This window comes from Enterobacter cloacae complex sp. 382A5 (assembly GCF_050031095.1).
GTDB lineage: Bacteria > Pseudomonadota > Gammaproteobacteria > Enterobacterales > Enterobacteriaceae > Enterobacter > Enterobacter cloacae.
Window position 1 is genome coordinate 3,019,588 of the sequence record NZ_JBLGVK010000001.1, and the last position, 20,142, is coordinate 3,039,729.

Consider the following 20,142-nt stretch of genomic DNA (forward strand, 5'->3'; position numbering starts at 1 on the left):
GGCATCCTCAATGGACTAACGATCAGTCTTTATCAATACGGCTGGCAACCGCACCCTGCTGGTCGCGGTATTTTGCGTCCTGACGGCGGTTGTAAGGACGATCGGCCGGACCCGTCAGCGGTTCAAAGCTCAGCGCACCAATCATCATGCCCGGGCGCAGCGCCAGCGGCAGTTTACCGGCGTTGAAAAACTCCAGCACGATTCGGCCCGACCAGCCTGGATCGATACGGTGCGCGGTCACGTGTACCATCAACCCCAGACGCGCCAGAGAGGAACGGCCATCAAGCCAGCCCACCAGATCCGCGGGCAGCGTCACCGATTCAAAGGTCACCGCCAGCGCCAGCTCGCCCGGATGCAGATAAAAGGCTTCGCCTTCGTCGATAACGATTTCGTCACTCATCACGCGATCAAGCGCGGCGCTGACTTCATCCTTCGGCCCGCTAAGGTCGATGAACGGTGCGGTATGGCCGCTGAAGGTGCGGAATTTATTCCCCAGTCGCACATCAACGGTGACACCATTGATACGCTCCACGGGTGGACGTGGGGTAATAGACAGGCGGCCTTCATCCAGCCAGGCTTCTATATCGCGATCACAAAGACGCATGGCACTCTCTCCTTTCGTGCATCGTGCCCTGAGGATAACGACTCAGGGCAAAGCAGGTTATCTCTGAACGGTACACAATTCGCGCGGCTTATTCAAAAAACTGGCTGATTTTCGCTTTTAAGATATCAATGGCAATGCGGTTTTTGCCTCCGCGCGGCACGATAATATCGGCGTATTGTTTGGATGGTTCAATAAATTGCAGGAACATTGGGCGAACGGTTTTCTGGTACTGCGCCATGACGGAGTCCATTGAACGGCCACGTTCGTTCACGTCACGCTTGATGCGGCGCATCAGGCAGATGTCCAGCGGGGTATCAACAAAGATGGAGAAGTTCATTGACTCGCGCAGACGCGCGTCGGTCAGAAGCAGGATGCCTTCAAGGATAATCACTTTCTTCGGCTCAATGCGAATCGTTTCCTGCGTGCGGGTATGTTCCACGTAACTATAAACAGGCAGTTCAATCGCCTGGCCGCTCTTGAGCGCTTCTAAATGCTGGAACAGCAAGCTGTGATCCATGGCATTAGGATGGTCATAGTTCGTTTTTACGCGCTCTTCCATCGACAGATGGGATTGGTCTTTGTAATAGCTGTCTTCGGGAATGACGCCGATGTGCTCATCACCAACTTGTTCACGCAGTTCGCGGTAAAGCGTACTGGCAATAAGACTTTTACCTGAAGCCGATGCGCCGGCAATGCCTATAATGACGCACTGATGAGACTTATCAGTCATAAATTTAGCGACCTGATTAACCTGGATGTTAAGGAAGGACGACGCCGGAGCGTCAAACGCGGCAATTATAGGGATTTCACGGGCGTGATACCAGTCGAAAGCGCAGGTTATGCGAGACAGGCTGAAAAGTGACGTCATGTTCCCTGAGTGAAATTTTTACGCGCGTTTTTTCAGCGTTTAACAGGATTTTTTTAAACACTAACTATTTAATAAATCTATGATGTCAAATTATGAGCAGTCGCCATATGAATTGTAAATTGTTTGTACTAGCATAAACCAAATTAGCACATTCACTCGTCCGGACCTTCACTCCCGACGGCATGGCGTCTCTGGATAAAGCGGTAATGAATAAACAACACCAGCGGGTTTTGGTTACCACCCCACATCCTCTTATGCGACTTGTCTGTCTGGGCCTGGTCACCTTTATCTTTACCCTTTTTTCGCTGGAGTTGACCCGCTTCGGCGCACTGCTGGCTCCGCTCTGGTTTCCCACCGCCATTATGATGGTGGCGTTTTATCGCCACGCCGGAAAAATGTGGCCCGGTATTGCTCTGGCCTGTTCGTTTGGCAATATTCTGGCCTCGTGGATGCTCTTCTCCTGGTCGTCGATTAATCCGACCTATACCGCCATTAACGTAGTGGAAGCGGTAGTTGGTGCGTTATTACTGCGCAAACTGCTCCCCTGGTACAACCCGCTGCAGAATCTGAATGACTGGATCCGCCTGGCCATCGGCAGCGCGCTGATCCCCCCGCTGGTGGGCGGTGTGCTGGTGCATTTACTGATACCCAGCCCGGAGCCGCTGCGTAATTTCCTCGTGTGGGTCTTGTCTGAAGCGGTTGGCGCACTGGCCCTGGTGCCATTAGGGTTACTGTTTAAGCCGCACTATCTCCTGCGCCATCGAGACCCGAAGCTGCTGCTGGAAACGCTGGTAACCATGGCCGTGACGCTGGTCCTCAGCTGGGCGGCCATCGTCTGGCTGCCGTGGCCTTTTACCTGCGTCATTGTCTTGCTGATGTGGAGCGCTGTGCGCCTGCCGCGCATGGAAGCCTTTATGGTGTTTCTGGTCACCGTGATGGTGGTTTCGCTGATGATTGCCCATAACCCGGAGGCACTGACCACGCAGCACACCGGCGCGATGCTGAACGCCCCCTGGCTGCCGTTCCTGATGCTGCTTCTGCCAGCCAACGTCATGACCATGGTGATGTATGCCTTTCGCGCAGAGCGAAAACACATCACTGAAAGTGAAGAGCGTTTTCGTAATGCGATGGAGTATTCCGCCATTGGCATGGCGCTGGTCAGCATTGACGGCCAGTGGCTGCAGGCCAATAAAGCGCTGTGTAACTTTCTTGGCTATAGCCAGACGGAGCTGCAGTCGCTCACCTTCCAGCAGCTAACCTGGCCGGAAGACCTGCACACCGATCTCGAACAGCTTGAACAACTGGTCAACGGGGATATCAACACCTACACCCTTGAGAAGCGCTACTACACCCGCAGCGGCGAAGTGGTCTGGGCGCTACTTGCCGTCTCGGTTGTACGTCATGCCGACGGTTCACCGCTCTATTTCATTGCCCAGATTGAAGATATTAACGATCTGAAGCAGACCGAATGGGTCAATAAACGACTGATGGAGCGCATTACCCTTGCCAATGAAGCGGGCGGCATTGGCATCTGGGAGTGGGATCTTGAGCCGGACATCATCAGCTGGGATAAGCGGATGTTTGAGCTATATGAAATCCCGCCGCACATCAAACCTACGTGGCAGCTCTGGCACGATACGATGCTGCCTGAAGATCGCGCCCATGCGGAAAAAGTGCTTCGGGAATCACTCATTTCACGGCTGCCGTTTAAGCTTGAATTCCGTATTCGCGTGAAAGAGGGGGTACGCCATATTCGCTCCCTGGCGAACCGGGTCCTGAACAAACAAGGGGAAGTCGAACGCTTGCTCGGTATCAATATGGACATGACCGAAGTGAAGCAGCTCAATGAGGCCCTGTTCCAGGAAAAAGAGCGTTTGCACATTACCCTCGACTCCATCGGCGAAGCAGTGCTGTGTACCGATGTCGACATGAATGTCACCTTTATGAACCCGGTCGCCGAGAAAATGAGCGGCTGGCTGCAAACCGAGGCCATCGGCCAGCCGGTGCTAAAGGTTCTGCATATCACCTTCGGCGAAAAAGGGCCGCTGATGGAGAATATTCACAGCGGCGATATGTCCCGTTCAGATATCGAGCAGGATGTGGTGCTGAACTGCCGTACCGGCGGCGTTTTTGATATCCATTACAGCATCACACCGCTCAGCACGCTGGACGGGCAGAATATCGGCTCGGTGCTGGTTATTCAGGACGTCACCGAATCGCGCAAAATGCTGCGTCAGCTCAGTTATAGTGCTTCTCACGATGCCCTCACCCATCTGGCAAACCGGGTCAGTTTCGAAAATCACCTCAAGCGGCTGCTGCAAACCGTACAGGAGACGCGCCAGCGACATGCGCTGGTGTTTATCGATCTCGATCGCTTCAAAGCCGTCAACGATACCGCAGGCCACGCGGCGGGCGACGCCCTGTTGCGGGAGCTTGCGTCCTTGATGCTGACCATGCTGCGCTCCAGCGACGTGCTGGCGCGTCTGGGCGGGGATGAATTCGGGCTGCTGCTGCCGGACTGCAATATTGAAAGTGCCCGCTATATTGCGGGTCGGCTGGTCCATACCATCAACGACTATCACTTTATGTGGGAGGGCCGCCTGCACCGGATCGGCGCCAGCGCGGGGATCACGCTGATTGATGAAAATAATCATCAGGCCTCGGAAGTCATGTCCCAGGCCGACATTGCCTGCTACGCCTCGAAAAACAACGGTCGCGGCGTGGTGACGGTGTACGAGCCGCAGCAGGAGCGGGCCCACAGCGCGCGCAGCATGATGTCGCTCGATGAACAGTGGCATATGATCAAAGACAACCATCTGATGATGATCGCCCGCAGCGTGGCCTCCCCGCGCATCCCGGAAAGCTGCAACTTCTGGCTGATTTCGCTGCGCCTGTGGACCAGCCAGGGAGAAGTGCTGGAAGAGCACGCCTTCCGTTCCGGCCTGGCGGAGCCTGAGCTTTTACATGCGCTGGACCGCCGTATATTTAGCGAATTCTTCCGCGCGTATGCCGCTCCGGTTGCCAAAAAAGGCCTCGGGGTCGCCCTTCCCCTGTCCGCCGCGGGTTTAGCCAGCGCCACGCTGATCGACGAATTGCTCGACCTGCTGGATAAAGGGCCTTTACCGGGCCGTCTGCTGCATCTGGTCATCGCGATCGACGTTGTGGCAAACCCGGATCCAAACGTCCAGACGGGGCTGCAAAAGCTCCGCCACGCTGGCTGCCGCGTGGTGCTCAGCCAGGCGGGACGCAACATGGAGCTTTTTAGCCACCTTGGTGCCAACGTGGCTGATTATCTGATGCTGGACGCCGAAGTGGTGACCAATGTGCACGGCAACCTGATGGATGAGATGATGGTTACCATTATTCAGGGCCATGCCCAGCGTCTGGGGATGCGTACCATCGCCGGTCCGTGTAACCAACCCATCATGATGGATACGCTCTCCGGCATCGGCGTTGATTTTATTTTCGGTGACACCATCGGTGAGCCGCAGCCGCTGGATCTACTGCTGAACACCAGCTATTTCGCCATCAACTGATGGCGTCCAGCCGTCGGTATACCAGATGTGCAACAGGGCGTAAGAGCGCCACGGCTGCCAGCGCTGGGCGTAGCGGCGAATTTGCGCGGGCGTCATGCCGGCAAAGCGTTGCTTAATCAGGTAGTCATCCGGCAGGAACACATCTTTCGCCTGCCAGCCGCGCAGGGCAAGGTAATTTGCCGTCCAGCGCCCTATCCCCGGACGCTGCTGTAAGGCTTTCATCCCGGCCTCAATATCCGCAGGCGGGAACAGGGGAAACGTGCCATCGACCACGGAGCGGGCCAGATGAATCAACGACTCCGCCCGTTTGACCGGCATGCCGAGGGCCTTCAGCGCCAGCGGATCCACCGCAGCCAGCACCTCAGGTGTGGGAAAGCACAGATAGCCCGGCGCATCTTTTACCGGTTCGCCGCACAGGGCTACCACCCGTGAGGCCAGCTTCGCCGCCATCGCCACGCTGACCAGTTGCCCCAGGATCGCCCGCACGCCCTGCTCGTAGGCATCCATCGCCCCCGGTAAGCGCAACCCTGGTCGCGCAGCGCCAAGGTCGCCCAGCGCCTGCTGAATTTGCTGCGGATCGCAGGCAAGATCGAACAGACCTGCGATGCGTTCAAGACAGGTCTGCGCAACCGGGATTAACCCCGGGCTGAGCGTGACGTTGAGCGTGTTGGCGTTCAGATCCGGGGTGACGCGAAAGATCCCCTGGTGTCGCTGGCAGGTGAAACTGCGCTCGTAGTAGCGTTCGGTAACCGTCTCGATCCCCTCCACCGCACGCGCGCCAAGAAAGCCAAACATCCATTGCCAGTCGTAAGGGGGTTGCCAGGTCAGGGTATACATTGTCACTCCTTTTTTGTTCACCTCAGCATAAACCGAAAGGCCTTGTTTCGCCTTGCTTTCATATTCCTGTTGTCGCCGGTCGGGCATTCCGCTAAAGTCTCGCCCCTTCTCACTGGCATGGGGATTAATCGTGTTTATTGGATTCGACTACGGTACGGCGAACTGTTCGGTTGCGATTATGCAAAACGGACAACCATTGCTCCTGAAAATGGAAAACGAGAGTACGCTGCTGCCGTCAATGCTCTGCGCACCAACCCGCGAAGCGGTCAGCGAATGGCTGTTCCGCCACCATCAGGTTCCGGCCACGGCGGCGGAATCACAAGCGTTGCTGCGCCGGGCCGTCAGTTTTAACCGCGAAGAAGATATCGACGTCACACCGTCGAGCGTCCAGTTCGGCCTCTCGTCGCTCGGACACTACATTGACGACCCGGAAGAGGTCTACTTCGTTAAATCGCCAAAATCGTTTCTCGGCGCCAGCGGGCTGAAGCCGCAGCAGGTGGCGATGTTTGAAGATCTGGTCTGCGCCATGATGCTGCACATTCGCAATCAGGCGCAAACCCAGGTACCGGAGGCGATCGATCAGGCGGTAATTGGCCGTCCGATCAACTTCCAGGGGCTGGGTGGCGACGAGGCTAACCAGCAGGCGCAGGGGATCCTTGAGCGTGCCGCGCACCGCGCGGGCTTTCGCGACGTGGTATTCCAGTATGAGCCGGTGGCGGCGGGGCTGGATTTTGAAGCCACGCTGACAGAAGAGAAGCGCGTGCTGGTCGTCGACATCGGCGGGGGCACCACCGACTGCTCATTGCTGCTGATGGGGCCGCAGTGGCATAACCGTCGTGACCGCGAAAACAGCCTGCTGGGGCACAGCGGCTGCCGCGTGGGCGGTAACGATCTGGATATCGCGCTCGCCTTTAAGAGCCTGATGCCACTGCTGGGCATGGGTGGGCAAACGGAAAAAGGGATCGCTCTGCCGATCCTGCCCTGGTGGAACGCTATCGCCATCAACGACGTCCCCGCGCAGAGCGATTTTTACAGCAGCGCGAATGGCCGCTTCCTGAACGATATGGTGCGCGATGCCCGGGAGGCCGACAAGGTCGCCCTGCTCTACAAAGTCTGGCGTCAGCGTCTGAGTTATCGCGTGGTGCGTACTGCCGAAGAGAGCAAAATCGCCCTCTCCGATCGCCCGGAGCACGCGGTTTCCTTGCCGTTTATCAGTGAAGATCTGGCAACCGCCATTTCTCAGGAAGGACTGGAAACCGCGCTCGCCCAGCCGCTGCAGCGCATTCTGGAACAGGTGCAACTGGCGCTGGAGAACGGCAAAGAGAAGCCGGACGTGATTTACCTGACCGGCGGTAGCGCCCGTTCGCCACTGATCAAGAAAGCGCTGGCAGAACAGCTGCCGGGCATTCCAATTGCCGGCGGCGATGACTTTGGCTCCGTCACGGCAGGGCTGGCGCGCTGGGCGCAGGTGATGTTTAGCTAGCGTTAGTGCGGTCTGGTGCCCTCACCCCAACCCTCTCCCACGGGGAGAGGGGGAAAACCGCGGCGCTACACTCAGACAATTCCCGACAGTCTTCCATATTTCCTCCATTTTTCTGCCGACTGACCTGACTAAACTAGTATCATTCCCCGAAGTGTTTCAGGATGAGAACGTATAACAATGAAAGGCAGTCATAAATCCCGCTGGGCAATCGCCGCTGGCATCATTGTGGTGGTCCTTGCCGCCGCCTGGTACTGGCACACTCAATCCGCCGAGCCTTCTACTCCGGCAGGGGCCAGCAGTCAGTCAAAACGCCCTGTGGGCGGGGGTCGTCACGGTATGCGCGGCGGCGCGCTGGCACCGGTTCAGGCGGCCACCGCGGTGAATAAAGCCGTGCCTCGCTATCTCACAGGCCTGGGGACCATTACCGCCGCCAACACGGTCACGGTACGCAGCCGCGTTGACGGTCAACTCATGGCGATCCACTTCCAGGAAGGTCAGCAGGTGAAAGCGGGCGATTTACTGGCCGAGATCGACCCAAGCCAGTTCAAAGTCGCCCTTGCCCAGGCTCAGGGGCAACTTGCCAAAGACAAAGCCACGCTCGCTAACGCCAGGCGCGATCTGGCGCGCTACCAGCAGCTGGTGAAAACCAACCTGGTTTCTCGTCAGGAACTGGACACGCAGCAATCGCTGGTCAGCGAAACCCAGGGCACCATCAAAGCTGACGAGGCCGCAGTGGCCAGCGCACAGCTGCAGCTTGACTGGAGCCGCATCACCGCGCCAATTGACGGACGCGTTGGCCTCAAGCAGGTCGATATCGGCAACCAGATCTCAAGCGGTGATACCACGGGCATCGTGGTCATAACCCAGACCCACCCAATTGATTTAGTCTTCACCCTGCCGGAAAGCGAAATTGCGACGGTGGTGCAGGCGCAGAAAACCGGAAAGGGGCTGGTGGTGGAAGCCTGGGACCGTACCAACAAGCAGAAATTGAGCGAAGGTTCTTTGCTTAGCCTGGATAACCAGATCGACACCACCACCGGCACCATCAAGCTGAAAGCGCGCTTTAACAACCAGGACGACGCCCTCTTCCCGAATCAGTTTGTAAACGCACGCATGCTGGTGGCGACCGAAGAAAACGCGGTGGTGATCCCCACCGCCGCGCTGCAGATGGGCAACGAAGGTAACTTCGTCTGGGTGCTGAACAGCGACAATAAAGTCAGCAAGCACCTGGTGAAAACCGGGATTCAGGACAGCCAGACGGTTGTGATCAGCGCCGGACTCTCTGCGGGCGACCGCGTGGTGACGGACGGTATCGATCGTCTGACCGAAGGCGCCAAAGTCGAAGTGGTTGAACCCGCGAAACAGGGAGCGAACTCCTGATGCAGGTCATGCCGCCAGGCGCAACAGGTGGGCCATCACGCCTGTTTATTCTGCGCCCTGTTGCCACCACGCTGCTGATGGTGGCGATCCTGCTCGCCGGGATTATTGGCTATCGCTTCCTGCCCGTCTCGGCGCTGCCGGAAGTGGATTACCCCACTATTCAGGTCGTTACCCTCTATCCTGGCGCCAGCCCGGATGTGGTGACCTCCGCCATTACCGCTCCGCTGGAACGCCAGTTTGGTCAGATGTCGGGCCTGAAACAGATGTCATCGCAAAGCTCCGGTGGGGCGTCGGTGGTAACGCTGCAGTTCCAGCTCTCGCTGTCACTGGACGTGGCCGAGCAGGAGGTGCAGGCTGCGATCAACGCCGCCACCAACCTGCTGCCGTCAGACCTGCCTAACCCGCCGGTCTACAGCAAAGTAAACCCGGCGGATCCGCCGATCATGACCCTTGCTGTCACCTCTTCCGCCATGCCAATGACCCAGGTGGAAGACATGGTCGAAACTCGCGTGGCGCAGAAAATTTCCCAGGTCTCCGGCGTCGGGTTGGTAACGCTGGCGGGCGGACAACGCCCGGCGGTGCGCGTGAAGCTTAACGCGCAGGCCATCGCTGCGCTGGGGCTGACCAGCGAAACCATCCGCACCGCCATCAGCAACGCCAACGTCAACTCGGCGAAAGGCTCGCTGGACGGCCCCACCCGCGCCGTGACGCTCTCGGCTAACGATCAGATGCAGTCTGCCGATGAGTACCGTCAGCTGATTATTGCCTACCAGAACGGTGCGCCGGTACGTCTGGGTGACGTCGCCACCGTTGAGCAAGGCGCGGAAAACAGCTGGCTGGGTGCGTGGGCCAACAAACAGCAGGCGATTGTGATGAACGTGCAGCGCCAGCCGGGCGCTAACATCATTGAAACCGCCGACAGCATTCGCACCATGCTCCCGCAGCTTATTGAAAGCCTGCCCAAATCGGTCACTGTGAAGGTGCTTTCCGACCGCACCACCAACATTCGCGCGTCGGTTACCGATACCCAGTTTGAGCTGATGCTGGCGATTGCGCTGGTGGTGATGATCATCTATCTGTTCCTGCGCAACGTACCGGCAACCATCATTCCCGCCGTTGCCGTGCCACTCTCGCTGGTGGGAACATTTGCCGTGATGGTGTTCCTCGATTTTTCGATCAACAACCTGACGCTGATGGCGCTCACCATCGCCACCGGCTTCGTGGTGGATGATGCCATCGTTGTGATCGAGAACATCTCGCGCTATATCGAGAAAGGCGAAAAACCGCTGGCCGCTGCGCTGAAAGGTGCGGGCGAGATCGGATTTACCATTATCTCGCTGACCTTCTCGCTGATTGCGGTGCTGATCCCGCTGCTGTTTATGGGCGATATCGTCGGGCGACTGTTCCGCGAGTTTGCCGTCACGCTGGCGGTCGCCATTCTGATCTCTGCCGTGGTGTCGCTGACCCTGACGCCAATGATGTGCGCCCGCATGCTGAGCCATGAATCCCTGCACAAGCAAAACCGTTTCTCTCGCGCCTCTGAGCGGATGTTCGAACGGATCATTGCCGCTTACGGCCGGGTGCTGGCAAAAGTGCTTAACCACCCGTGGGCGACGCTCAGCGTGGCACTCGGCACGCTGGCACTCAGCGTCATGCTGTGGATCGTCATCCCGAAAGGCTTCTTCCCGATTCAGGACAACGGCATTATTCAGGGCACGCTTCAGGCGCCCCAGTCGGTCTCCTTCGCCAGTATGGCGCAGCGTCAGCAGCAGGTCTCTGACATCATCATGAAAGATCCGGCGGTGGAAAGCCTGACCGCGTATGTGGGCGTCGATGGCACCAACCCGTCGCTGAACAGTGCGCGTCTGCAAATCAACCTCAAGCCGCTGGATGACCGCGACGATCGGGTCAACGCCGTTATTGAGCGGCTGCAAACTGCCGTGGCGCGCGTGCCGGGGATTGAACTTTACCTGCAGCCAATTCAGGATTTGACCATCGATACCCAGGTCAGCCGCACGCAGTACCAGTTCACGCTTCAGGCGACCAGCCTTGATGCGCTGAGCACGTGGGTACCGCAACTGGTCAACAAACTCAAGGCGCTGCCGCAGCTTTCTGACGTCAGCAGCGACTGGCAGGACAAAGGGCTGGCGGCATATGTGAACGTCAATCGCGATACTGCCAGCCGACTGGGCATCACCATGTCCGACGTGGACAACGCGCTCTATAACGCCTTTGGTCAGCGCCTCATCTCCACCATTTATACCCAGGCGAATCAGTATCGCGTGGTGCTGGAACACAACACCGATAACACGCCCGGCCTGGCCGCGCTGGACTCGGTGCGCCTGACCAGCAAAGACGGTGGTATTGTGCCGTTAAGCGCCATAGCCAGCGTGGAGGAGCGTTATACGCCGCTGTCGATTAACCATCTCGATCAGTTCCCGTCCACCACCATCTCGTTCAACGTACCGGACAACTATTCGCTGGGTGAAGCGGTCGAGGCCATTCTGGGCGCGGAGAAAGAACTCAACTTCCCGTCTGATATTCAGACCCAGTTCCAGGGCAGCACCCTGGCGTTCCAGGCTGCGCTGGGCAATACCATCTGGCTGATCGTGGCTGCCGTGGTGGCGATGTACATCGTCCTTGGGGTGCTGTACGAAAGCTTTATCCACCCAATCACCATCCTCTCTACCCTGCCGACCGCCGGGGTGGGTGCGCTACTGGCCCTTTGGCTTTCGGGCAGCGAACTGGACGTCATCGCCATTATCGGCATCATTCTGCTTATCGGGATCGTGAAGAAAAACGCCATCATGATGATCGACTTCGCCCTTGCCGCCGAGCGCGAGCAGGGCATGTCGCCGCGAGACGCCATCTTCCAGGCCTGTCTGTTGCGTTTTCGTCCGATCCTGATGACCACGCTCGCCGCCCTGCTGGGCGCGCTGCCGCTGATGCTCAGCACCGGCGTCGGTGCGGAGCTGCGCCGTCCGCTGGGTATCGGCATGGTCGGTGGTCTGCTGGTGAGCCAGGTGCTGACGCTGTTCACCACGCCGGTGATTTACCTGCTGTTTGACCAACTGGCCCTGTGGACCAAAAGCCGCTTCCCGAAACGTGAAGAGGAGGCGTAAGTGAAGTTTTTCGCCCTCTTCATTTACCGCCCGGTGGCGACGATTTTAATCTCGCTCGCCATTACGCTGTGCGGCGTGCTGGGCTTCCGCCTGCTGCCGGTGGCCCCCCTGCCGCAGGTGGATTTTCCGGTGATCATGGTCAGCGCATCGCTGCCGGGCGCGTCGCCGGAGACCATGGCCTCGTCGGTTGCCACACCACTGGAACGCTCGCTCGGGCGAATTGCGGGGGTCAACGAGATGACCTCCAGCAGCTCGCTCGGCAGCACGCGCATCATTCTGGAGTTCAGCTTCGACCGGGATATTAACGGTGCGGCGCGCGACGTGCAGGCGGCGATCAACGCCGCGCAAAGCCTGCTGCCGAGCGGAATGCCAAGCCGCCCGACCTACCGTAAAGCCAACCCGTCCGACGCGCCGATCATGATCCTGACGCTGACCTCGGATACCTATTCCCAGGGGCAGCTCTACGACTTTGCGTCGACCCAGCTGGCGCAGACGATCTCACAAATAAACGGTGTGGGTGACGTGAGCGTTGGCGGTAGCTCCCTGCCCGCCGTGCGCGTCGGCCTGAATCCGGAGGCGCTGTTTAACCAGGGCGTGTCGCTGGACGATGTGCGCTCCGCCATCAGCAGCGCCAACGTGCGCAGGCCGCAGGGGGCGATAGAGAACACCAGCCACCGCTGGCAGATCCAGACCAACGACGAGCTCAAAACCGCCGCCGAATATCAGCCGCTCATCATCCACTACAATAACGGCGCGGCGGTACGTTTAAGCGACGTAGCCAGCGTCACCGACTCGGTGCAGGACGTGCGCAACGCCGGGATGACCAACGCCAAACCGGCCATCTTGCTGATGATCCGCAAGCTGCCGGAAGCCAATATTATTGAAACGGTAAACAGCATTCGCGCGCGTCTGCCGGAGTTACAGAAGACCATCCCGGCCGCTATTGATCTGCAGATTGCCCAGGATCGTTCGCCGACCATTCGCGCCTCGCTTGAAGAGGTGGAACAGACGCTGGTGATCTCCGTCGGGCTGGTGATTCTGGTGGTGTTCCTGTTTCTGCGCTCGGGCCGCGCAACGCTTATTCCCGCCGTTGCGGTACCGGTGTCGCTGATTGGTACCTTCGCCGCCATGTACCTGTGCGGCTTTAGCCTGAATAACCTGTCGCTGATGGCGCTGACCATCGCCACCGGCTTTGTGGTGGATGACGCCATCGTGGTGCTGGAGAATATTTCCCGCCATCTGGAAGCCGGGGTAAAACCGCTGCAGGCCGCCCTGCAGGGCACGCGCGAAGTGGGTTTTACGGTGCTCTCCATGAGCCTGTCGCTGGTGGCGGTATTCCTGCCGCTGCTGCTGATGGGCGGGCTGCCGGGGCGACTGCTGCGCGAATTTGCCGTCACCCTTTCGGTGGCTATCGGCATCTCGCTGATTATCTCGCTAACGCTCACGCCAATGATGTGCGGCTGGATGCTTAAGCGCAGCAAACCGCACTCGCAGCCGCGTCGTAAAGGGTTTGGCCGTTTCCTGTTGGCAATGCAGGAAGGGTACGGAAAATCACTGAAGTGGGTGCTCAACCATACGCGGCTGGTTGGTCTGGTGCTTGTCGGCACCATCGCGCTCAACGTCTGGCTGTATATCTCCATCCCGAAAACCTTCTTCCCTGAGCAGGACACCGGCGTGCTGATGGGCGGCATCCAGGCTGACCAGAGTATTTCCTTCCAGGCGATGCGCGGCAAGCTGCAGGATTTTATGAAGATCATCCGCGAAGACAAGGCGGTGGATAACGTCACCGGCTTTACCGGCGGGTCACGCGTTAACAGCGGGATGATGTTTATCACCCTTAAGCCGCGCGGCGAGCGCAATGAAACGGCGCAGCAGGTAATAGACCGGCTGCGAATGAAGCTCGCCAAAGAGCCAGGCGCCAACCTGTTTTTGATGGCCGTTCAGGATATCCGCGTGGGCGGACGTCAGGCGAACGCCAGCTACCAGTACACCCTGCTCTCTGACGATCTGGCCGCGCTGCGCGAGTGGGAGCCCAAAATCCGTAAAGCGCTGGCCGCCCTGCCGCAGCTGGCGGACGTGAACTCCGATCAGCAGGACAACGGGGCAGAAATGGCGTTGACCTACGATCGTGAAACCATGTCGCGGCTGGGCATTAACGTTGAAGCCGCCAACAGTCTGCTGAACAACGCTTTTGGCCAGCGCGAGATTTCCACCATCTATCAGCCAATGAACCAGTACAAGGTGGTGATGGAAGTGGACCCGCGCTATACCCAGGACATCAGCGCGCTGGATAAAATGTTTGTCATTAACAACGACGGTAAAGCGATCCCGCTCTCTTATTTCGCCAGCTGGCGACCCGCTAACGCGCCGCTCTCTGTGAACCATCAGGGGTTGTCGGCAGCGTCCACAATCTCCTTTAACCTGCCCACCGGCTCGTCGCTTTCCGAGGCCAGCGAGGCCATCGACCGTGCCATGACCCAGCTCGGCGTGCCCTCGACCGTGCGCGGCAGTTTTGCCGGGACCGCGCAGGTCTTCCAGGAGACGATGAATTCGCAGGTGATTTTGATTCTGGCGGCCATTGCCACGGTCTATATCGTGCTTGGCGTGCTGTATGAGAGCTATGTTCATCCGCTGACCATTCTCTCGACGCTGCCATCGGCAGGCGTGGGGGCGTTGCTGGCGCTGGAGCTGTTTGGCGCGCCCTTTAGCCTCATCGCCTTAATCGGGATCATGCTGTTAATTGGTATTGTGAAGAAAAACGCCATCATGATGGTGGACTTTGCGCTGGAGGCTCAGCGTAACGGCAACCTGACGCCAGAAGAGGCAATTTTCCAGGCCTGCCTGCTGCGTTTTCGTCCGATCATGATGACCACGCTGGCGGCGCTGTTTGGCGCGTTGCCGCTGGTGATCTCCGGTGGCGATGGTTCAGAGCTGCGCCAGCCGCTGGGGATCACTATTGTCGGTGGGCTGGTGATGAGTCAGCTCCTGACGCTCTACACCACGCCGGTGGTCTATCTGTTCTTTGACCGCCTGCGGCTGCGTTTTTCACGTAAAAACAGAACCACGGTGACCGGGTAAATGACTGATCTTCCCAGTAACGTTCGCTGGCAATTATGGATAGTGGCCTTCGGCTTTTTTATGCAGTCGCTGGATACCACCATCGTCAACACCGCCCTCCCCTCAATGGCAAAAAGCCTGGGGGAGAGCCCGCTGCACATGCATATGGTGATTGTCTCCTATGTGCTGACCGTTGCCGTGATGCTCCCTGCCAGCGGCTGGCTGGCGGACAAAGTGGGGGTGCGCAATATCTTCTTCACCGCTATCGTGCTGTTTACCGCGGGGTCGCTGTGTTGCGCGATGGCGAATACGCTGGATCAGCTGGTAATGGCACGCGTTCTGCAGGGCGTCGGTGGGGCTATGATGGTGCCAGTCGGGCGACTGACGGTGATGAAGATCGTCCCGCGCGAGCAGTATATGGCGGCAATGACTTTTGTGACCTTACCAGGCCAGGTGGGTCCGCTGCTTGGTCCGGCGCTGGGCGGGATACTCGTGGAATATGCCTCCTGGCACTGGATTTTCCTCATCAACCTGCCGGTGGGCATGATTGGCGCTATCGCCACCCTGGCGCTGATGCCCAACTACACCCTGCAGACGCGGCGCTTTGATGTAGTCGGTTTTCTGTTGCTCGCCACCGGTATGGCGACGCTGACCCTCGCTCTCGACGGGCAAAAAGGGCTGGGAATCTCCTCCCTGACGCTCGCCATTCTGATCGTTATCGGGATGAGCGCCATTTTGTGGTATCTGTGGCATGCCAGAGGAAACGACCGGGCGCTGTTCAGCCTGACGCTGTTTAAAAACCCTACTTACCGGCTTGGACTGTTCGGAAGTTTTGCGGGGCGCGTGGGCAGCGGCATGCTGCCGTTTATGACGCCCGTGTTCCTGCAAATCGGTATGGGCTTTTCACCGTTTCACGCGGGGCTGATGATGATCCCGATGGTGCTGGGCAGCATGGGAATGAAGCGCATTGTGGTGCAGGTGGTTAACCGCTTTGGTTATCGCCACGTGCTGGTGACTGCCACGCTGGGGCTGGCACTGGTCAGCCTGCTGTTTATGGCCGTAGCGCTGATGGGCTGGTACTACGCCCTGCCGCTGGTGCTGTTCTGCCAGGGCATTATTAACTCCATGCGCTTCTCGTCGATGAACACCCTGACGCTGAAGGATCTGCCGGACGAACTGGCAAGCAGCGGCAACAGTTTGCTGTCGATGATCATGCAGCTCTCCATGAGCGTGGGGGTCACCATTGCCGGTTTACTGCTCGGCATGTACGGTCAGCACCATCTCAGTGTCGACACGCCGGTGGCGCATCAGGTCTTTTTATACACGTATCTCAGCATGGCGGTTATCATCGCCCTGCCCGCTTTCATCTTCGCCCGCGTGCCGGATGATACCCGTAAGAACGTCGTTATCCGGCGCAGTAAAAGGAGTGGATCATGAAATTCTGGCGTCCGGGCATTACCGGTAAGCTCTTTCTGGCAATTTTTGCCACCTGTATTGTCCTGCTGATCACCATGCACTGGGCCGTGCGGCTCAGCTTTGAGCGCGGTTTTATCGATTACATTAAGCATGGTAATGAGCAGCGCCTGCAGGGTTTGAGCGATGCACTGAGCGAGCAGTATGCCCAGCACGGGAACTGGCGTTTTTTACGCAACAATGACCGTTTTATCTTCCAGATCCTGCGCTCGCTGGAGCACGATAGCGGCGATGACCGCCCCGGCCCGGGCATGCCGCCCCACGGCTGGCGCACCCAGTTCTGGGTGATCGACCAGGATATGCGCACGCTGGTTGGCCCACGTGCGCCCATCCCCCCGGACGGTACCCGGCGGGCGATCAAAGTGAATAACGCCACCGTCGGGTGGGTTATCGCCTCGCCAGTGGAGCGCCTGACGCGTAACACCGATATCAACTTCGATCGTCAGCAGCGCCGGGCCAGTTGGCTGATCGTCATCCTCTCCACGCTGCTGGCCGCGCTTGCCACCTTCCCGCTGGCGCGGGGCCTGCTCGCCCCGGTGAAAAGGCTGGTGGAAGGCACGCATAAACTGGCCGCCGGGGATTTTTCCACCCGCGTGGACACGCGCAGCCAGGATGAGCTGGGCAAGCTGGCGCAGGATTTTAACCAGCTCGCCAGTACGCTGGAGAAAAACCAGCAGATGCGGCGCGATTTTATGGCCGATATTTCACACGAGCTGCGCACCCCGCTGGCAGTGCTGCGCGGCGAACTGGAGGCCATTCAGGACGGCGTGCGCAAGTTCACGCCCGAATCCGTGGCCTCGCTGCAGGCGGAAGTGGGTACGCTGACCAAACTGGTAGACGATCTGCACCAGCTCTCCATGTCAGACGAAGGGGCGCTGGCCTACCAGAAAGCACCGGTGGATGTGATCAACATTCTGGAGGTTATCAGTGGGGCTTTCCGCGAACGTTTTGCCAGCCGCAACCTGACCATTGACCTCTCCCTGCCGGACAACGCGGTGGTGTTTGGCGATAAAGATCGTCTGATGCAGCTCTTCAACAACCTGCTGGAAAACAGCCTGCGCTACACCGACAGCGGTGGCGGACTGCACATCTCCGGCAGACAGGAAAACGGCCGCTTCGCCCTCACCTTTGCCGACTCCGCTCCTGGCGTGCAGGATGCGCAGCTGGAAAAACTGTTTGAACGTTTTTATCGCACCGAAGGCTCCCGCAACCGTGCCAGCGGCGGCTCCGGGCTAGGACTGGCGATTTGCGTTAATATCGTCGAGGCGCACAATGGCACCCTGCGTGCCGCCCATTCGCCTTTTGGCGGGGTTAGCATTACAGTAGAGTTACCGCTGGAACGGGATTTATCGAGAGAAGCATGACCGAATTACCGATTGACGAAAACACGCCACGCATTTTGATTGTGGAAGACGAGCCTAAGCTTGGGCAGTTACTGATCGACTATTTACGTGCGGCCAGCTACGCCCCGTCGCTTATCAGCCATGGCGATCAGGTGTTACCGTACGTGCGCCAGACGCCGCCGGATCTGATCCTGCTGGATCTGATGCTCCCCGGAACGGATGGCCTGACCCTGTGCCGGGAAATTCGTCGCTTCTCCGACGTGCCGATCGTCATGGTGACGGCAAAAATCGAAGAGATCGACCGCCTGCTGGGACTCGAAATTGGCGCGGACGATTACATCTGCAAACCCTACAGCCCGCGTGAAGTGGTCGCCCGCGTGAAAACCATTCTGCGTCGCTGTAAACCGCAGCGCGAGCTTCAGGTGCTGGATGCCGAAAGCCCGCTGATTGTTGATGAGAGCCGCTTCCAGGCCAGCTGGCGCAGCAAGCTTCTCGATCTCACGCCTGCTGAGTTCCGCCTGCTGAAAACCCTTTCCCACGAGCCGGGAAAAGTGTTCTCTCGCGAGCAGCTGCTCAACCACCTGTATGACGATTACCGCGTGGTGACGGACCGCACCATCGACAGCCACATCAAAAACCTGCGCCGTAAGCTGGAGGCGCTCGACGCCGAACAGTCATTTATTCGCGCGGTGTATGGCGTGGGATACCGCTGGGAAGCGGATGCGTGCAGGATTGCATAGCTAAACGCCCCCTCACCCTAACCCTCTCCACAAAGGGGTGAGGGGCAAAGCTTTACCTCCCTGCCCCGCGGCGCTACAATGCCCGCCCTTAAAGTGGGGGATCTCCCCTTACCGCTGCACCTGGTGCACGCGGATCTGACCTGTCATCAGAACGAGAATAAACATGTTTAAACCGGAACTCCTTTCCCCGGCGGGAACGCTGCAAAATATGCGTTACGCTTTCGCCTATGGTGCCGACGCCGTCTACGCGGGCCAGCCGCGCTACTCGCTGCGCGTGCGCAACAACGAATTCAACCACGAGAATCTGCAGCTCGGCATCAACGAAGCGCATGCCCTGGGCAAAAAATTCTACGTGGTGGTCAACATCGCGCCGCACAACGCCAAGCTGAAGACGTTCATCCGTGACCTGAAGCCGGTGGTGGATATGGGGCCGGACGCGCTGATCATGTCGGATCCGGGTTTAATCATGCTGGTTCGGGAGAACTTCCCGGAGATGGATATTCACCTCTCCGTGCAGGCTAACGCCGTTAACTGGGCGACGGTCAAATTCTGGAAACAGATGGGGCTGACCCGCGTCATTCTGTCGCGTGAACTTTCCCTCGACGAGATTGAAGAGATCCGCACCCAGGTGCCGGATATGGAAATCGAAATTTTCGTTCACGGTGCGCTGTGCATGGCCTACTCCGGGCGTTGCCTGCTCTCCGGTTACATCAACAAGCGCGACCCGAACCAGGGCACCTGCACCAACGCCTGCCGCTGGGAATATAATGTCCAGGAAGGCAAAGAGGACGATATCGGTAATATCGTCCACAAGCATGAGCCAATCCCGGTTACGAACGTTGAGCCTACGCTGGGCATCGGCGCACCAACCGACAGCGTGTTTATGATTGAAGAGGCCAAACGTCCGGGCGAGTACATGACCGCCTTTGAAGACGAGCATGGCACATACATCATGAACTCAAAAGATCTGCGCGCCGTCGCCCACGTTGAACGCCTGACCCAGATGGGCGTGCACTCCCTGAAAATTGAAGGCCGCACCAAATCCTATTACTACTGCGCGCGTACCGCACAGGTGTACCGCAAAGCGATTGACGACGCGGCAGCCGGTAAACCGTTCGACACCAGCCTGCTGGAAACTCTGGAAGGTCTGGCGCACCGCGGCTATACCGAAGGTTTCCTGCGTCGTCATACCCATGACGACTACCAGAACTACGAGCACGGCTATTCTGTGTCCGAGCGTCAGCAGTTTGTCGGCGATTTTACCGGCGAGCGCAAAGGTGCGCTGGCCGCCGTGGCGGTGAAAAACAAGTTCACCAAAGGCGACAGCCTGGAGCTGATGACCCCGCAGGGCAACATGAACTTCACGCTGGAACACCTGGAGAACGGCAAAGGCGAAGCGATTGAGGTTGCGCCGGGCAATGGCCATACCGTCTGGCTGCCGGTACCGGAAGAGGTGGAGCTGGAGTTTGCCCTGCTGATGCGTAATTTCAACGGTGAAAGCACCCGAAATCCGCATAGTAAATAGTCAACCAGGGAAATTTTTTCGCGCCGGGAAAATTCTTAGAATCGGATCACATACCGCTTCGTTCAATACGGGTATTATCCCCAGCGCTGAAAAACATAACCCATAAATGCTAGCTGTACCAGGAACCACCTCCTTAGCCCGCGTAATCTCCCTTACGTGGGCTTATTTTTTTAA

At 58.4% G+C, this 20,142-nt stretch carries 12 protein-coding genes; 9 read left to right on the plus strand and 3 right to left on the minus strand.

Annotated elements, in window-relative coordinates; translation table 11 throughout:
- Positions 1–22: 22 nt before the first annotated feature.
- Both dcd and udk read right to left on the minus strand, forming a co-directional pair.
- Positions 23–604 carry a dCTP deaminase gene (gene dcd, locus ACQG2G_RS14285; RefSeq protein WP_013097886.1) on the minus strand — a complete coding sequence of 194 codons (582 nt, stop codon included), beginning with the start codon at positions 602–604 and terminating at the stop codon, positions 23–25.
- Between the two features lie 88 nt (positions 605–692).
- The gene (gene udk, locus ACQG2G_RS14290; RefSeq protein WP_008500855.1) at positions 693–1,334 is read right to left on the minus strand and encodes a uridine kinase; all 642 of its coding nucleotides are present in this window, start codon (positions 1,332–1,334) and stop codon (positions 693–695) included.
- A gap of 344 nt (positions 1,335–1,678) precedes the next feature.
- Between udk and ACQG2G_RS14295 the strand changes: the two genes are divergently transcribed.
- On the plus strand, positions 1,679–5,008 hold the full coding sequence (locus ACQG2G_RS14295) for a diguanylate cyclase (protein WP_028028088.1): 3,330 nt from the start codon (positions 1,679–1,681) through the stop codon (positions 5,006–5,008).
- Here ACQG2G_RS14295 and alkA read toward each other — a convergent pair.
- Positions 4,973–5,845, minus strand: a complete 873-nt coding sequence (gene alkA / locus ACQG2G_RS14300) for a DNA-3-methyladenine glycosylase 2 (protein WP_045294491.1) — start codon at positions 5,843–5,845, stop codon at positions 4,973–4,975. The genes ACQG2G_RS14295 and alkA overlap by 36 nt on opposite strands.
- A gap of 130 nt (positions 5,846–5,975) precedes the next feature.
- On the opposite strand from alkA, the gene yegD reads away from it, so the two are divergent.
- The 8 genes from yegD to yegQ all read left to right on the plus strand — a co-directional run bounded on the left by yegD (position 5,976) and on the right by yegQ (position 19,968).
- Positions 5,976–7,328 (plus strand): molecular chaperone, encoded by a 1,353-nt coding sequence (gene yegD / locus ACQG2G_RS14305; RefSeq protein WP_013097890.1) that lies wholly within the window; start codon positions 5,976–5,978, stop codon positions 7,326–7,328.
- Between the two features lie 177 nt (positions 7,329–7,505).
- Positions 7,506–8,708 (plus strand): MdtA/MuxA family multidrug efflux RND transporter periplasmic adaptor subunit, encoded by a 1,203-nt coding sequence (locus ACQG2G_RS14310; RefSeq protein ID WP_061772107.1) that lies wholly within the window; start codon positions 7,506–7,508, stop codon positions 8,706–8,708.
- Positions 8,708–11,830, plus strand: coding sequence for an MdtB/MuxB family multidrug efflux RND transporter permease subunit (locus ACQG2G_RS14315; protein ID WP_369118611.1), 3,123 nt, complete (start codon positions 8,708–8,710; stop codon positions 11,828–11,830). Before ACQG2G_RS14310 ends, ACQG2G_RS14315 begins: the two co-directional genes overlap by 1 nt.
- A complete protein-coding gene (gene mdtC / locus ACQG2G_RS14320; RefSeq protein ID WP_369118612.1) occupies positions 11,831–14,908 on the plus strand; it encodes a multidrug efflux RND transporter permease subunit MdtC in 3,078 nt (1,025 codons plus the stop codon).
- Positions 14,909–16,324 (plus strand): MFS transporter, encoded by a 1,416-nt coding sequence (locus tag ACQG2G_RS14325; RefSeq protein WP_248766574.1) that lies wholly within the window; start codon positions 14,909–14,911, stop codon positions 16,322–16,324.
- Complete coding sequence (gene baeS / locus ACQG2G_RS14330) at positions 16,321–17,724, plus strand: two-component system sensor histidine kinase BaeS (protein ID WP_057072583.1); 1,404 nt, start codon at positions 16,321–16,323, stop codon at positions 17,722–17,724. The genes ACQG2G_RS14325 and baeS overlap by 4 nt, the downstream gene beginning before the upstream one ends.
- Complete coding sequence (gene baeR, locus ACQG2G_RS14335; RefSeq protein WP_013097904.1) at positions 17,721–18,443, plus strand: two-component system response regulator BaeR; 723 nt, start codon at positions 17,721–17,723, stop codon at positions 18,441–18,443. Before baeS ends, baeR begins: the two co-directional genes overlap by 4 nt.
- A 163-nt stretch (positions 18,444–18,606) precedes the next feature.
- Positions 18,607–19,968, plus strand: a complete 1,362-nt coding sequence (gene yegQ / locus ACQG2G_RS14340) for a tRNA 5-hydroxyuridine modification protein YegQ (protein WP_040022494.1) — start codon at positions 18,607–18,609, stop codon at positions 19,966–19,968.
- The last annotated feature ends 174 nt before the right edge of the window (positions 19,969–20,142 follow it).

Excerpts from the sequence above, each read along its gene's own strand:
- baeS (WP_057072583.1), top strand. The coding sequence starts at position 16,321 with ATGAAATTCTGGCGTCCGGGCATTACCGGTAAGCTCTTTCTGGCAATT.
- udk (WP_008500855.1), bottom strand. The coding sequence starts at position 1,334 with ATGACTGATAAGTCTCATCAGTGCGTCATTATAGGCATTGCCGGCGCA.
- yegQ (WP_040022494.1), top strand. The coding sequence starts at position 18,607 with ATGTTTAAACCGGAACTCCTTTCCCCGGCGGGAACGCTGCAAAATATG.
- dcd (WP_013097886.1), bottom strand. The coding sequence starts at position 604 with ATGCGTCTTTGTGATCGCGATATAGAAGCCTGGCTGGATGAAGGCCGC.
- ACQG2G_RS14325 (WP_248766574.1), top strand. The coding sequence starts at position 14,909 with ATGACTGATCTTCCCAGTAACGTTCGCTGGCAATTATGGATAGTGGCC.
- ACQG2G_RS14315 (WP_369118611.1), top strand. The coding sequence starts at position 8,708 with ATGCAGGTCATGCCGCCAGGCGCAACAGGTGGGCCATCACGCCTGTTT.
- alkA (WP_045294491.1), bottom strand. The coding sequence starts at position 5,845 with ATGTATACCCTGACCTGGCAACCCCCTTACGACTGGCAATGGATGTTT.
- ACQG2G_RS14310 (WP_061772107.1), top strand. The coding sequence starts at position 7,506 with ATGAAAGGCAGTCATAAATCCCGCTGGGCAATCGCCGCTGGCATCATT.
- baeR (WP_013097904.1), top strand. The coding sequence starts at position 17,721 with ATGACCGAATTACCGATTGACGAAAACACGCCACGCATTTTGATTGTG.
- ACQG2G_RS14295 (WP_028028088.1), top strand. The coding sequence starts at position 1,679 with ATGAATAAACAACACCAGCGGGTTTTGGTTACCACCCCACATCCTCTT.